12 protein-coding genes are annotated in these 13,771 nt (G+C 59.7%); 6 read left to right on the plus strand and 6 right to left on the minus strand.

All coding sequences use genetic code 11. The features are described from left to right. Nucleotides 1-49: 49 nt before the first annotated feature. Nucleotides 50-832, minus strand: coding sequence for a PhzF family phenazine biosynthesis protein (locus GPL81_RS08180; RefSeq protein WP_160106345.1), 783 nt, complete (start codon nt 830-832; stop codon nt 50-52). Between the two features lie 161 nt (nt 833-993). Continuing rightward, entirely contained in the window at nt 994-1,464 is a 471-nt protein-coding gene (gene ybaK, locus GPL81_RS08185; RefSeq protein ID WP_160106346.1) for a Cys-tRNA(Pro) deacylase, read from the minus strand. A 360-nt stretch (nt 1,465-1,824) separates the two neighbouring features. Between ybaK and GPL81_RS08190 the strand changes: the two genes are divergently transcribed. The 4 genes from GPL81_RS08190 (at nt 1,825) to glpD (ending at nt 6,963) form a co-directional block, all read left to right on the plus strand. Beyond that, on the plus strand, nt 1,825-2,676 hold the full coding sequence (locus GPL81_RS08190) for an MIP/aquaporin family protein (RefSeq protein WP_160106347.1): 852 nt from the start codon (nt 1,825-1,827) through the stop codon (nt 2,674-2,676). A 75-nt stretch (nt 2,677-2,751) separates the two neighbouring features. After that, nucleotides 2,752-4,257, plus strand: a complete 1,506-nt coding sequence (glpK, locus tag GPL81_RS08195) for a glycerol kinase GlpK (protein ID WP_160106348.1) — start codon at nt 2,752-2,754, stop codon at nt 4,255-4,257. A gap of 95 nt (nt 4,258-4,352) precedes the next feature. Then, nucleotides 4,353-5,108, plus strand: coding sequence for a DeoR/GlpR family transcriptional regulator (locus GPL81_RS08200; protein ID WP_160106349.1), 756 nt, complete (start codon nt 4,353-4,355; stop codon nt 5,106-5,108). Nucleotides 5,109-5,424: 316 nt separating this feature from the next. Next, nucleotides 5,425-6,963: a glycerol-3-phosphate dehydrogenase gene (glpD, locus tag GPL81_RS08205; protein WP_160106350.1), complete on the plus strand. Its 1,539-nt coding sequence runs from the start codon at nt 5,425-5,427 to the stop codon at nt 6,961-6,963. A 148-nt stretch (nt 6,964-7,111) separates the two neighbouring features. On the opposite strand, the gene GPL81_RS08210 is transcribed toward glpD, so the two are convergent. The 3 genes from GPL81_RS08210 to GPL81_RS08220 form a co-directional block, all read right to left on the minus strand. Next, on the minus strand, nt 7,112-8,218 hold the full coding sequence (locus GPL81_RS08210; RefSeq protein WP_160106351.1) for an NADH:flavin oxidoreductase/NADH oxidase: 1,107 nt from the start codon (nt 8,216-8,218) through the stop codon (nt 7,112-7,114). Between the two features lie 279 nt (nt 8,219-8,497). Further along, a complete protein-coding gene (gene recJ, locus GPL81_RS08215) occupies nt 8,498-10,207 on the minus strand; it encodes a single-stranded-DNA-specific exonuclease RecJ (protein ID WP_160106352.1) in 1,710 nt (569 codons plus the stop codon). Between the two features lie 58 nt (nt 10,208-10,265). After that, on the minus strand, nt 10,266-10,808 hold the full coding sequence (locus GPL81_RS08220) for a YaeQ family protein (protein WP_007971297.1): 543 nt from the start codon (nt 10,806-10,808) through the stop codon (nt 10,266-10,268). A gap of 148 nt (nt 10,809-10,956) precedes the next feature. On the opposite strand from GPL81_RS08220, the gene GPL81_RS08225 reads away from it, so the two are divergent. Both GPL81_RS08225 and GPL81_RS08230 read left to right on the plus strand, forming a co-directional pair. Beyond that, nucleotides 10,957-12,156 (plus strand): CaiB/BaiF CoA transferase family protein, encoded by a 1,200-nt coding sequence (locus GPL81_RS08225; RefSeq protein WP_160106353.1) that lies wholly within the window; start codon nt 10,957-10,959, stop codon nt 12,154-12,156. Continuing rightward, entirely contained in the window at nt 12,110-13,078 is a 969-nt protein-coding gene (locus tag GPL81_RS08230) for a TIGR02285 family protein (RefSeq protein ID WP_160106354.1), read from the plus strand. The genes GPL81_RS08225 and GPL81_RS08230 overlap by 47 nt, the downstream gene beginning before the upstream one ends. A gap of 170 nt (nt 13,079-13,248) precedes the next feature. Here GPL81_RS08230 and GPL81_RS08235 read toward each other — a convergent pair whose 3' ends face one another. Continuing rightward, the gene (locus tag GPL81_RS08235; protein WP_160106355.1) at nt 13,249-13,536 is read right to left on the minus strand and encodes a DUF3509 domain-containing protein; all 288 of its coding nucleotides are present in this window, start codon (nt 13,534-13,536) and stop codon (nt 13,249-13,251) included. Nucleotides 13,537-13,771: the final 235 nt, after the last annotated feature.

The raw sequence follows: 13,771 nt of genomic DNA on the forward strand, positions 1-13,771 counted from the left end.
AACCGCTATCGCGAGCAAGCTTTACTCCTACAAAGATCAAAAATCAGGATCAACCCAGAAAAAGCGTTCCGCTGGCCACCAGCGTCGCATTCCCGCCAATCTTCACCCGATCCCCTTCCAGCCGGCAGAACAGCTCCCCGCCCCGCGCCGAACACTGGTAAGCCGTCAGGCTCGACTTGCCCAGACGTTTCGACCAGTACGGAATCAGGCTGCAATGGGTCGATCCGGTCACCGGGTCTTCATTGATGCCGATGGCCGGCGCGAAGTAGCGCGACACGAAATCCTGCTTGCTGCCACGGGCGGTCACGATGGCGCCCAGCCATGGCAGCTTCGCCAGGGCAGCCATGTCTGGCTGACAGTCGAGCACGGCCTGCTCGGACTCCAGCACAACAAACAATTCATTCGAACCCAGCACATCGACGGCCTGAACACCGAGCGCGCGCTCGACGTCCAGGGTCACGCCCACTTCCGACGCGACGATCGCCGGAAAATCCAGCCACAGACGTCCCCCCTCTCGACTCACGCTCAGCGGGCCGGACTTGCAGGTGAACGCCAGGTGCTCGACCGGCTCCTTGTAGATTTCAAACAAAACGTAAGCACTGGCCAGGGTCGCGTGACCGCACAACGGCACCTCGGTGGTCGGGGTAAACCAGCGGATGTGCCAGCCCTGCCCTTCACGCACCAGGAAGGCGGTTTCGGCGAGATTGTGCTCGGCGGCGATCTTTTGCATCAACTCATCGGCGAGCCAGGCATCCAGCTTATAGACCATCGCCGGGTTACCACTGAAAGGACGATCGCTGAACGCGTCGACCTGATGAAACTCAAGCTGCATAACATTCTCCTTTTGTCAGGCCATCGCATGAATGTGTTGGATTTCTGTAGGAGCGAGCCTGCTCGCGATGGTCGCCAACGATAACGCGGGCATTCTGATTCCCCGCGGTGTTCTTGAGTCCATCGCGAGCAGGCTCGCTCCTACAGTAATTAACCACCGCTTCAGGCCCTGCCGATATCCGCGAATTTAGCCTGGGTGTGTTCGGCCAGCACCGCCGGAGCCAGTTCAACTTCCAGGCCGCGTCGGCCGGCGCTCACAAAAATGCTGGAGAACGGCTGGGCAGAATTATCGATAAAGGTGCGCAAACGCTTTTTCTGCCCCAACGGACTGATCCCGCCCAACAGATATCCCGTCGAGCGCTGTGCGGCGGCCGGGTCGGCCATTTCGACTTTTTTCACTCCGGCCGCATGGGCCAGGGCCTTCAAATCCAGGGTTCCGCCCACCGGCACCACTGCCACCAGCAACTCGCCTTTTTCACTGGCCGCCAGCAACGTCTTGAACACTTGCGCCGGGTCCAGGCCGAGCTTCTCCGCCGCTTCCAACCCATAGGACGCGGCCTTCGGGTCATGTTCGTAACTGTGCACTCGGTGTTCGGCGCGAACCTTTTTCAGCAAATCCAATGCGGGGGTCATGACAGCTCCAGACTTGGCGGCAGTAAAAAATACTGCGCCGGATTCTAGGACATTGATCCGCAAAAGGCTCTATCGCACACCCGTTACAAAATGTCAGTCGCGTTCATTTGGGTCGATTTCGATTGCTCGGCAACGCGATCATTCATGGAACTAATAGTTTATTTGTGACCAACGGTTCACTTTCGACCTTTGACAGCAGTGTTTCTTGTCTATATTTTTTCGTTTCTGAAACTGTACGAAAAGTCTTACTGCAGTGCCCTGCTGTAAAACGGGGACAGGATGGGGATTCTGTTCCGGTGAAAAACGCGCTTTGACCACACTGGAATGAAAGCGCCAGACAAGAAAAACAAAGAGGTTTCAATGACAACTGCTCTACAACAACCTTCGCTCTCGGGCCAATGCATGGCCGAGTTTCTGGGCACTGCACTACTGATCTTCTTTGGTACGGGTTGTGTTGCCGCGCTCAAGGTCGCGGGTGCCAGTTTTGGCCTGTGGGAAATCAGCATCATCTGGGGTGTCGGCGTCAGCATGGCGATCTACCTGACAGCCGGGATTTCGGGCGCTCATCTCAACCCTGCCGTCAGCATCGCGCTGTGCATTTTCGCCGACTTCGAAAAGCGCAAACTGCCGTTCTATATTGTCGCCCAAGTGGCCGGCGCCTTTTGCGGTGCCTTGCTGGTCTACACGCTCTACAGCACTCTTTTCTTCGATTTCGAACAAACCCACCATATGGTTCGCGGCACCGAAGCCAGCCTTGAATTGGCGTCGGTGTTCTCCACCTTCCCCAACCCAAGCCTGTCCACGTCCCAGGCCTTTCTGGTCGAAGTCATCATCACTGCCATCCTGATGGGCGTGATCATGTCCCTGACGGACGACAACAATGGCTTGCCCAATGGTCCCCTGGCCCCCTTGTTGATCGGCCTGCTGATTGCAGTGATTGGCAGTTCGATGGGGCCGCTGACCGGTTTCGCGATGAATCCGGCCCGTGATTTCGGTCCTAAACTGATGACTTTTTTCGCCGGCTGGGGTGACATTTCCTTCACCGGCGGGCGCGATATTCCGTACTTCCTGATTCCGGTTTTTGCACCGATTGTCGGTGCCTGCCTCGGTGCCGCGGCGTACCGCGGGGTTATCGCCCGCCATCTGCCGAATGCCGCAGCGGCTACGCAGGACACAGCACCGGCCGTTGACGGCAAACCGCGAATTTCTTGATACCGTTGGCGCATGATCCTGCCAAATTGATCGCGCGCCAGACCTCACTCCCTTTTTTCGTCCAAGGCAATCGACATGACCGACACTCAGAATAAGAACTACATCATTGCCCTCGATCAGGGTACGACCAGTTCCCGCGCGATCATTTTCGACCGCGACGCGAACGTGGTCTGCACCGCACAGCGCGAGTTCGCGCAGCATTATCCGCAAGCCGGCTGGGTCGAACACGACCCGATGGAAATCTTCGCCACCCAGAGCGCCGTGATGGTCGAGGCCCTGGCGCAAGCCGGCCTGCACCACGATCAGGTCGCGGCCATCGGTATCACCAACCAGCGTGAAACCACCGTGGTCTGGGACAAGAACACCGGCCGGCCGATCTACAACGCAATCGTCTGGCAATGCCGACGCAGCACCGAGATCTGCCAGCAGCTCAAACGCGATGGCCACGAACAGTACATCAGCGAGACCACCGGCCTGGTCACCGACCCGTACTTCTCCGGCACCAAGCTCAAGTGGATCCTCGACAACGTCGAAGGCAGTCGTGAACGCGCGCGCAATGGCGAGCTGCTGTTCGGCACCGTCGACAGCTGGCTGATCTGGAAATTCACCGGCGGCAAGGTGCACGTCACCGACTACACCAATGCCTCGCGCACCCTGCTCTTCAACATCCACACCCTGGAGTGGGACACGAAGATGCTGGAGGTGCTGGATATCCCGCGGGAAATGCTGCCGCAGGTGAAATCCTCATCGGAAATCTACGGCCATACCAAAAGCGGCATCGCCATTGGCGGTATTGCCGGTGACCAGCAGGCGGCGCTCTTCGGCCAGATGTGCGTCGAAGCCGGCCAGGCGAAAAACACCTACGGCACCGGTTGCTTCCTGCTGATGAACACCGGCGACAAAGCCGTGAAATCCCGACAAGGCATGCTCACCACCATCGCGTGCGGCCCCCGTGGCGAAGTGGCCTATGCACTGGAAGGTGCGGTGTTCAACGGCGGCTCCACCGTGCAGTGGCTGCGCGACGAATTGAAGATCATCAATGACGCCCACGACACCGAGTACTTCGCCAACAAGGTCAAGGACAGCAACGGCGTGTACCTGGTCCCCGCCTTCACTGGCCTCGGCGCGCCGTACTGGGACCCCTATGCCCGTGGCGCGCTGTTCGGCCTGACCCGTGGCGTGCGCGTGGACCACATCATCCGCGCCGCGCTGGAGTCGATTGCCTACCAGACCCGCGACGTGCTCGATGCCATGCAACAGGATGCCGGCGAACGCCTCAAGGCCCTGCGCGTGGATGGCGGTGCGGTCGCGAACAACTTCCTCATGCAGTTCCAGGCCGACATCCTCGGTACCGAGGTCGAGCGCCCGCAAATGCGCGAAACCACAGCCCTGGGCGCGGCTTACCTGGCAGGCCTGGCCTGCGGTTTCTGGGGCAGCCTGGAAGAGTTGCGCGGCAAGGCGGTGATCGAGCGCCGATTCGAACCGGCGCTGGACGAAACGGCGAAGGAAAAACTCTACGCCGGCTGGAAAAAAGCGGTCAGTCGCACACGCGATTGGGAGCCCCAGGAAGGGGCTGAATAAGCCAAGGATCAGACGCGTATCCTGTTGTAACTGGTAGGGAGCAGATTCCTCCGGCATCATGGGCAAATTTTGCACGGCAGCCCAAAGGACGCCCCATGAATCTGCCTCCCCGTCAGCAGCAAATCCTCGAACTGGTCCGCGAGCGCGGCTATGTCAGCATCGAGGAAATGGCCACGCTGTTCGTTGTTACTCCGCAGACCATCCGCCGCGATATCAATCAGTTGGCGGAAGCCAATCTGCTGCGTCGCTACCACGGCGGCGCGGCTTACGATTCCAGTGTCGAAAACACCGCCTATGCGATGCGCGCCGACCAGATGCGCGATGAGAAGCAACGCATTGGCGAAGCCATTGCGGCGCAGATCCCCGATCACGCCTCGCTGTTCATCAACATCGGCACCACCACCGAATCCATCGCCCGCGCGCTGCTCAATCACAATCACCTGAAGATCATCACCAACAACCTGCATGTGGCCTCGATGCTCAGCGCCAAGGACGATTTCGACGTGCTGCTGACCGGTGGCAATGTGCGACGTGACGGTGGCGTGGTCGGTCAGGCCAGTGTCGATTTCATCAATCAGTTCAAGGTCGACTTCGCCCTTGTCGGTATCAGCGGTATCGATGAAGACGGCAGTCTGCTGGATTTCGATTATCAGGAAGTGCGGGTGTCCCAGGCGATCATCGCCAACGCCCGCAAAGTCATCCTCGCCGCCGACTCCAGCAAATTCGGGCGCAACGCCATGATCCGCCTGGGGCCGATCAGCCTGGTCGATTGCCTGGTGACCGACCAGCAGCCCGTGCCGGCGCTGACCCAGCTTCTGAATCAGCACAAGATTCGCTTAGAGGTCGTCTAACCCTCCCCTGTGGCGAGGGGATTTATCCCCGCTGGGCTGCGCAGCAGCCCTAAACCCTGCAACCTCGGCAGGTCTGATACAGCATGTGCGATGGCTTGACGACTGCTGCGCAGCCGAACGGGGATAAATCCCCTCGCCACAACGCCTCCACTAGCCCTAAACAATGTTCGAATATTTTCCTTTGACGGTCCTTCGATGAGTTTTTTTAATCGAAGTCGACTGGCTGTGCGCGTCTTTATGGGCTAGTATTTTCGCAAATGAACATTAATGTTCGAATTCAAATACAGAAAATCAAAGAATTCCGAGGCCACAGCCGATGCCCACTTCTACCTTGCCTGCGCCCCCTCTTGCCGAGGTCTACGATATCGCCGTCATCGGTGGCGGAATCAATGGCGTGGGAATCGCAGCGGATGCAGCCGGCCGCGGCCTGTCGGTGTTCCTTTGCGAAAAGGATGATCTGGCCAGCCACACCTCGTCAGCCAGCAGCAAGCTGATCCACGGCGGCCTGCGCTACCTCGAACATTACGAATTTCGCCTGGTGCGCGAAGCTCTGGCCGAGCGCGAAGTGCTGCTGGCCAAGGCGCCGCACATCGTCAAGCAGATGCGCTTCGTGCTTCCGCATCGCCCGCACCTGCGGCCGGCCTGGATGATCCGCGCAGGCCTGTTCCTCTATGACAATCTCGGCAAACGCGAACAACTCAAAGGCTCCAAAAGCCTGAAGTTCGGTCCGGACAGCGCCCTGAAAAGCGAAATTACCAAAGGCTTCGAATACTCCGATTGCTGGGTCGACGATGCACGACTGGTGGTGTTGAACGCCATGACGGCCCGGGAAAAAGGCGCTCACGTCCACACCCAGACCCGTTGCGTCAGTGCGCGTCGCAGCAAAGGCCTGTGGCACCTGAATCTGGAGCGCGCCGATGGCAGCCTGTTTTCGATCCGCGCCAAGGCGCTGGTGAACGCGGCCGGCCCATGGGTCGCCAAGTTCATTCGGGATGACCTGAAAATGGAATCGCCGTACGGCATCCGACTGATCCAGGGCAGTCACCTGATCGTGCCGAAGCTGTACGAAGGTGAACACGCGCACATTCTGCAAAACGAAGATCAGCGCATCGTGTTCACCATTCCATACCTGAACCGCTTCACCCTGATCGGCACCACCGACCGCGAGTACACCGGCGACCCGGCAAACGTTGCGATCACTGAAGGCGAAACCGATTACCTGTTGAACGTGGTCAACGCCCACTTCAAAAAGCAGATCAGCCGCGACGACATCCTGCACAGCTATTCCGGTGTGCGTCCGTTGTGCAACGACGAATCCGACAACCCTTCGGCCGTCACCCGCGATTACACCCTGGCACTGTCGGGCAGCACTGAAGAAGCACCGCTGCTGTCGGTGTTCGGCGGCAAGCTGACCACCTACCGCAAGCTGGCTGAATCGGCACTGGCGCAACTGGCACCGTACTTCCCGCACATCAAGCCAAGCTGGACGGCCAATGAAACCCTGCCGGGCGGCGAAAACATGACCACGCCGCAAGCGCTGAGCTCGCAGATTCGCGACAAGTTCGACTGGATTCCGACCGAAATCTCCCGTCGCTGGGCCACCACCTACGGCAGTCGCACCTGGCGCATGCTCGAAGGCGTGCAAGCCCTGAGCGATCTGGGTGAACACATCGGCGGCGGCCTCTACACCCGCGAAGTCGATTACCTGTGCAGCGAAGAGTGGGCCACCACCGCGCACGACATCCTGTGGCGCCGCAGCAAGCTCGGTTTGTTCACCACGGCCGCGGAACAGGACAAGCTCAAGGCTTATCTGCACACAGTCGAGCAGAACCGCAGCAAAATCGAAGCGGCCTGATCGGATATCCGGAAACTGTAGGAGCAGCCGGTCGACGCTCGATTGCTCGCGATGCTCGTAAACGATAACGCGGGGAACTTGGTCCCCCGCGGTGTCCTGACGTCCATCGCGAGCAGGGCTCGCTCCTACAGGGGCTGTAGCGCGGCGTTCAGTCGCGCAAGTCCGATTCATGAATGGGCTGTTCGCGATGGGTCGCCCGTTGATATTGCGCCGGCCAGACGGCCTTGTGGCCACCGAGATCGTCGTCCGCATGCAGCGGCCAATACGGATCGCGCAACAACTCGCGGGCCAGGAAAATGATGTCCGCCTGACAGGTGCGCAAAATATGCTCAGCCTGTGCGGGCTCGGTAATCATGCCTACGGTGCCGGTAGCGATTTGCGCTTCTTTACGCACGCGTTCGGCGAATCGGGTCTGGTAGCCAGGCCCTGTGGGTATTTCTGCGTTGACCGCCGTACCGCCCGACGAGACATCGATCAGGTCTACGCCCAAGGCCTTGAGGCGCCGCGCCAGCTCTACGGTTTCGTCAGGGTTCCAGCCATCCTCCACCCAATCGGTGGCCGAGACCCGGACAAACAGTGGCAACTCTTCGGGCCACACGGCGCGTACCGCTTCGGTGACCTGCAACACCAGACGGATGCGATTTTCGAATGAACCGCCGTACTGGTCACGCCGCTGATTACTCAGGGGCGAAAGAAACTGGTGCAGCAGATAGCCGTGGGCGGCGTGGACTTCCACCACTTTGAAACCGGCGGTCAGCGCACGTTTGGCCGCGTCGACGAACGCCTGGATCAGCTCGTCGATTTCATTCACTTCCAGCTGCTTGGGTTTGGTGTGTTCCGGGTCGAAAGCGATCGTTGACGGGCCGACCGGCGTCCAGCCGCCATCATCGGGTTTTACGCTGCCATGCTTGCCAATCCACGGCCGAAACGTGCTGGCCTTGCGCCCTGCATGCGCCAATTGAATGCCCGCCACAGCGCCCTGAGCGGCGATGAAGCGGGTAATGCGTTGCAGGGGTTCGATCTGTTCGTCGTTCCACAAACCAAGGTCTTGCGCGGTAATGCGCCCATCGGCAGTGACGGCCGTGGCTTCGGTAAATACCAGCCCCGCCCCGCCGATGGCGCGGCTGCCGAGGTGCACCAGATGCCAGTCATTGGCCAGGCCATCGACGCTGGAATACTGGCACATCGGTGATACCGCGATGCGGTTGAGCAGGGTCAGTTGGCGAAGGGTATAGGGTTCAAGCAGCAGACTCATGGGGCACCTCTCGAATCAGTGGGCTGGCTCCAGGGTTCTGTTTGAAAGTCGACGAGTGACAGGAAAAAGGTACAGCACCCGCCCCCGCGGGCAAAAAATTCGACAAGACGTCACAAGGAAAATCAAGCAGTCCTTAGAGCCTAGTCGACATCGGGGGATGTCGCCCCCCCTGTAGGAGCGAGCCTGCTCGCGATGGTCGTCAACGATGACGCGGGAAACCTGACACCCCACGGCGATCTTGAGTCCATCGCGAGCAGGCTCGCTCCTACAGGTATCGGGTCAACGCGGTTCGATGTGGGCAATCATCAGCTGGACAGTCTCGTTGCCGCGAAACTCGTTGACGTCGAGTTTGTAGGCCAATTCCACCCATTTGATGGTCGGATTCGGCCAGATATCGCGATCGATACCAAAGGCAATGCCATCGAGCTTGACCGAGCCGCACTCACTTCTGAGCACCACTTTCAGGTGCCGTTCGCCGACCACGCGCTGCTCGACCAGTTGAAACACCCCGTGAAACAGCGGTTCCGGGAAGTGCTGCCCCCAGGGGCCGGCATGGCGCAGCGCACGGGCCAGTTCCAGGTGAAACTCCTCGACCGCCAAAGTACCGTCCGAGAGCAGGCGCCCGGTCAGGTCTTCTTCGCGCATTTGGCGACGCACTTCGGCATCAAAGGCTTCGGCGAACAAGGGGAAATTCGCTTCCGGCAGCGTCAGGCCGGCGGCCATGGCATGGCCACCGTACTTGGTGATCAGGTTCGGATGCTGCGCCGCCACCACACTCAGGGCATCGCGAATATGAAAGCCCTGGACCGAACGCCCCGAGCCCTTGAGCAGGCCGTCTCCGGCATCGGCAAAGGCGATGGTCGGACGGAAATAACGCTCTTTCATACGCGACGCCAGGATACCGATGACACCCTGATGCCACTCGGGATCGAACAGGCACAAACCGAACGGCATCGATTCCACCGGCAAATCCTTGAGCTGAGCGAGGGCTTCACGCTGCATGCCCTGCTCGATGGATTTGCGGTCCTGGTTCATGCCGTCCAGTTGCGCGGCCATTTCCCGGGCCAGGCCGGCATCTTCGGTGAGCAGGCATTCGATGCCCAGGCTCATGTCATCCAGACGCCCCGCCGCGTTCAGGCGCGGGCCGACAATGAACCCCAGATCGGTCGAGGTGATGCGCGCATGGTCACGCTTGGCCACTTCGAGAATCGCCTTGATGCCAGGTCGGGCACGTCCGGCACGAATCCGCTCCAGGCCCTGATGCACCAGAATCCGGTTGTTGGCATCCAGCGGCACCACGTCGGCGACGCTCCCCAGGGCCACCAGATCAAGCAATTCACCGATATTCGGCTGCGGCTTGCTTTCGTACCAACCCAGGCTGCGCAAGCGCGCGCGCAAGGCCATCAGCATATAGAAAATTACCCCGACACCGGCCAGCGCCTTGCTCGGAAACGTGCAGCCGGGCTGGTTCGGATTGACGATGGCATCGGCCAGCGGCAGTTCATCACCGGGCAAATGGTGATCGGTGACCAGCACGTTGAGCCCGGCCTTTTTCGCCGCCGCTACGCCTTCGACGCTGGAAATGCCGTTGTCCACGGTAATCAACAAGTGTGGCTGGCGCTCCAGCGCCACCGCGACGATTTCCGGCGTCAGGCCATAGCCGTAGTCGAATCGGTTGGGCACCAGGTAGTCGACATGCGCAGCGCCCAGCAGACGCAAGCCCAGCGTCCCCACGGTACTGGCCGTGGCGCCGTCGGCATCGAAATCGCCGACGATCAGGATTCGCTGCCGTTGCTCCAGCGCGATCACCAGCAAATCCACCGCGGCATCGATGCCCTTGAGTTGCTGGTACGGAATCAACCGCGCCAGGCTTTTGTCCAGTTCGGCTTCGGACTGCACGCCCCGCGCCGCGTACAGGCGGGTCAACAGAGGTGGAATATCACCGAGGAACGGCAGGGTATCGGGCAGCAGGCGAGGTTCGATGCGCATGGGGTGACAGGAGCTTCTCTTCAATACGTAGGATAAATCCGGATGACGCGGCGAATGTTTAGCCGCGTTCGCCGGCCAGCCACTGCAACTGGACCTCGTGCTGACCACGGTCGTCGGTGACGAAGATCGTCCCTTCGCTGATCATCACGTCCCACTTGATGACGCGGGGCATGTCCTTGGCCAGGGTTTCCAGGACTTCCTGGGGCACCGCGGCAATGTTGACGTTTTTCAGGTTTTTCACCGCCGGGACCACTTTGCCTTCCCAGACACGCAGGCTTCCGTAGGCCAGAAGACTGGTGCGCTCGGTGCGGCGGGAACACCAGGTCAGGCGCTCGGCATCCGGCTGACCGACTTCGATCCAGTGCAGGACACGGTCATCCAGGCTTTTTTCCCACAACGCTGGTTCATCCACTTCTGACAGACCACGGCCAAAAGACAGCTGCTCGTTGTACCAGAGGGCGTAGGCGAGCAGGCGCACGGTCATGCGCTCTTCGGTTTCCGAAGGGTGACGGGCGATGGTCTGCTTGACGCTCTCGTAGACACTGCGGTCGAGGTCGGTGAGGTTCAGTTCAAACTTGTAGGTCGTGGACGGCTGGGCCATGAACGGGCTTCTTGATACGTGGAAAGGCGGCAAGTCTAACCGATGCGACAGGCAATCATCGAATTGATGGCGATCTACCGTGAGCGGCTGACAGTCGGCTATGTTAAAAGTCTGTAATCGCTCAACCTCTCTTCCTACAGGATCCCGTATGCCGTTCACTGCCAAACCGCTCTCAGGTCTGAAAGTCATTGAGTTGGGCACTTTGATTGCCGGCCCGTTCGCCTCGCGTATCTGCGCTGAATTCGGTGCCGAGGTGATCAAGATCGAATCCCCGGACGGTGGCGATCCGCTGCGCAAATGGCGCAAGTTGTATGAAGGCACTTCGCTTTGGTGGTTTGTGCAGGCGCGCAACAAAAAGTCCCTGACCCTGAACCTGAAGCATCCCGAAGGTCTGGCGATCCTGAAAAAACTGCTGGGTGAAGCGGACATCCTGATTGAAAACTTCCGACCCGGCGTGCTGGAAAAACTTGGCCTGGGCTGGGAAACCTTGCATGCGCTCAACCCTAAACTGGTTATGGTCCGGCTCTCGGGTTTCGGCCAGACCGGCCCGATGAAAGATCAGCCGGGATTTGGCGCGGTCGGAGAATCCATGGGTGGCCTGCGCTACATCACCGGATTCGAAGACCGGCCACCGGTGCGCACCGGCATTTCGATTGGCGATTCGATCGCCGCGCTCTGGGGTGTGATCGGTGCGCTGATGGCCCTGCGTCACCGCGAGGTCAATGGCGGCCAGGGGCAGGTGGTGGACGTGGCGCTGTATGAAGCGATCTTCGCCATGATGGAAAGCATGGTCCCGGAGTTCGATGTATTCGGGTTCATCCGTGAGCGCACCGGCAACATCATGCCCGGCATCACGCCCTCTTCGATCCACACCAGCGCCGACGGCAAACATGTGCAGATCGGCGCCAATGGCGATGCCATCTTCAAGCGCTTCATGCTGATCATTGGCCGCGAAGACCTGGCCAATGACCCGGTGCTGGCCAGCAATGATGGCCGTGACAGCCGTCGCGATGAGCTCTACGGGGTCATCGATCGCTGGGTCAACTCGCTGCCGCTGGACGCCGTCCTTGAACACCTGAACAAAGCCGACGTGCCGGCCAGCCGGATCTTCAGTGCCGAAGACATGTTCAGCGATCCGCAATACCTCGCCCGGGAAATGTTCCTGCAGGCCAAGCTCCCCGATGGCAAAGACTTCAAGATGCCGGGAATCGTGCCGAAACTCTCTGAGACACCCGGTGATTGTGAATGGGTCGGGCCGCAGCTGGGCGAACACAACGCCCAGGTACTCCAGGGACTTGGCTATGACGCGTCGCAGATCACTCAGCTACGCAAAGACGGAGCCATCTGAGCTGAAGCGTCCGATGGCGCGATCCATCAAACGCTGCCTGTCAGGCAACGGGCGGACGCTGTGCGCATGGCTGGGTTTGCTTCTGATCTTCGCACTGGCGCCCCAGACGTGGGCTCACCCCAAGGAAACGCTCATCTGGCTCAAGCGCGATCTGCCGCCGCTGTTCATTTTCGAAGGCCCGAAAAAGGGCCAGGGAGTCATCGATGAACTGTTGACGGAGCTGATCGCCGGCATGCCTCAGTACCAGCACAGTGTGATGAAGGTCAATCGTGCGCGCGGCTTGCAAATGCTCCATGAACCATCCCTCACCTGCGATGCGGCGCTGAACTGGAGCAAGGAACGCGAAACCTGGATCGCGTTCTCCATTCCGGTGTTTCGCGCCATGAGCAACGGCCTGGCCGTGCGGCGGGTCGATCGCGAAGTACTGACGCCTTTCATCAAGGACGGGGAAGTGGACCTGGCGGCTCTGCTGGCCACCGGTAGCGTGACGCTGGGAATCGTTGCCGAGCGCAACTATGGCGAGTACCTCGACACGCTGCTCACACAGGCTTCCCCCAACACCCTGACACGCCACTATGGCAGCGATGCCTTGGGCAGCCTGTTGCAGATGCAACGGCTGGGGCGCTTGCAGTTGCTACTGGGCTATCGCCCGGAAATCCGCTACCAGGCCCAGCAGCAAGGCATTGCGGAAGATGAATTGCAGTTCTACCCGATTCGCGGCACCGGTAAATACCTGTCCGGCTACATCGGCTGCACCGACACGCCCCAAGGCCGGCAGGCAATCATCGAGATCAACCAGTTCCTGCGCACCTTGCCCCGCGATCATCTGAGCGAAGCCTATGCCGCCTGGCTCGATCCGGAAAGTCGTAGCGCGTACCTTGAGGCCTCCAGGGCGTTTTTCGAGCAGCAGGCCGGGAATTGACACATTCCAGGCAAAAAGAAACCCCGAGAAGTGGGGAGACGACTCGGGGTTAAACGTGGTCTACCTAAAGACCCGTAGCAGCAAGCTACAAGCACCGGAGCACAATGCTTGATCCTGCTGTTAAAGGGTCTGACTGATCTGGCTGCAGGAAGGTTCCCACAAATGACATTTCAATTTCGGCTGGCCAGTTGCTTGCCTTGCGCGGCATTGCGCAAGGCCGCGATGACACAGGGTTCCAGGCGTCCTTCCGCGATCAGCACGTCGCGATGCAAGCCATCGACCACGTCGGTCAGCGAACGCTTGTCGGTCAACTGCGCCCGATTGAACTCCCGATCGACCACCACCACACCGGTCGCGTTCTTCAATGTCACCCGACATTCACCGTGAAGGCCTGACGGGGTCAATGTCACCTGGTACGGGCTCAGAGCCTCACCGAGCAAGAGACTGATACTTTCCATCTCGATCACCACTCAATAGTCCGAAAACGAAGTGCCTGGGGCGTGTCTACAGTAAATGACCGCCGGCCCGAGAAGAAAGTTCTGAAAAGCCAAGTGCAAGTAAACCTGCATCTCTGGTTGATTGAGCATGCATGGCAAAGATGACAGGGAAAAAACAGTGAGATCGCGTTTGTCGGGAGGAAGGGGCGCGCGCGACCTCTGTGGGAGCAAGGCTTGCTCCCACAGAGGGTGGGAG

The organism is Pseudomonas izuensis (genome assembly GCF_009861505.1).
GTDB lineage: Bacteria > Pseudomonadota > Gammaproteobacteria > Pseudomonadales > Pseudomonadaceae > Aquipseudomonas > Aquipseudomonas izuensis.

Bases quoted from the DNA above. Each gene is read 5' to 3' on its own strand.
- GPL81_RS08180 (WP_160106345.1), bottom strand. From the start codon at position 832: ATGCAGCTTGAGTTTCATCAGGTCGACGCGTTCAGCGATCGTCCTTTC.
- ybaK (WP_160106346.1), bottom strand. From the start codon at position 1,464: ATGACCCCCGCATTGGATTTGCTGAAAAAGGTTCGCGCCGAACACCGA.
- GPL81_RS08190 (WP_160106347.1), top strand. From the start codon at position 1,825: ATGACAACTGCTCTACAACAACCTTCGCTCTCGGGCCAATGCATGGCC.
- glpK (WP_160106348.1), top strand. From the start codon at position 2,752: ATGACCGACACTCAGAATAAGAACTACATCATTGCCCTCGATCAGGGT.
- GPL81_RS08200 (WP_160106349.1), top strand. From the start codon at position 4,353: ATGAATCTGCCTCCCCGTCAGCAGCAAATCCTCGAACTGGTCCGCGAG.
- glpD (WP_160106350.1), top strand. From the start codon at position 5,425: ATGCCCACTTCTACCTTGCCTGCGCCCCCTCTTGCCGAGGTCTACGAT.
- GPL81_RS08210 (WP_160106351.1), bottom strand. From the start codon at position 8,218: ATGAGTCTGCTGCTTGAACCCTATACCCTTCGCCAACTGACCCTGCTC.
- recJ (WP_160106352.1), bottom strand. From the start codon at position 10,207: ATGCGCATCGAACCTCGCCTGCTGCCCGATACCCTGCCGTTCCTCGGT.
- GPL81_RS08220 (WP_007971297.1), bottom strand. From the start codon at position 10,808: ATGGCCCAGCCGTCCACGACCTACAAGTTTGAACTGAACCTCACCGAC.
- GPL81_RS08225 (WP_160106353.1), top strand. From the start codon at position 10,957: ATGCCGTTCACTGCCAAACCGCTCTCAGGTCTGAAAGTCATTGAGTTG.
- GPL81_RS08230 (WP_160106354.1), top strand. From the start codon at position 12,110: ATGACGCGTCGCAGATCACTCAGCTACGCAAAGACGGAGCCATCTGAG.
- GPL81_RS08235 (WP_160106355.1), bottom strand. From the start codon at position 13,536: ATGGAAAGTATCAGTCTCTTGCTCGGTGAGGCTCTGAGCCCGTACCAG.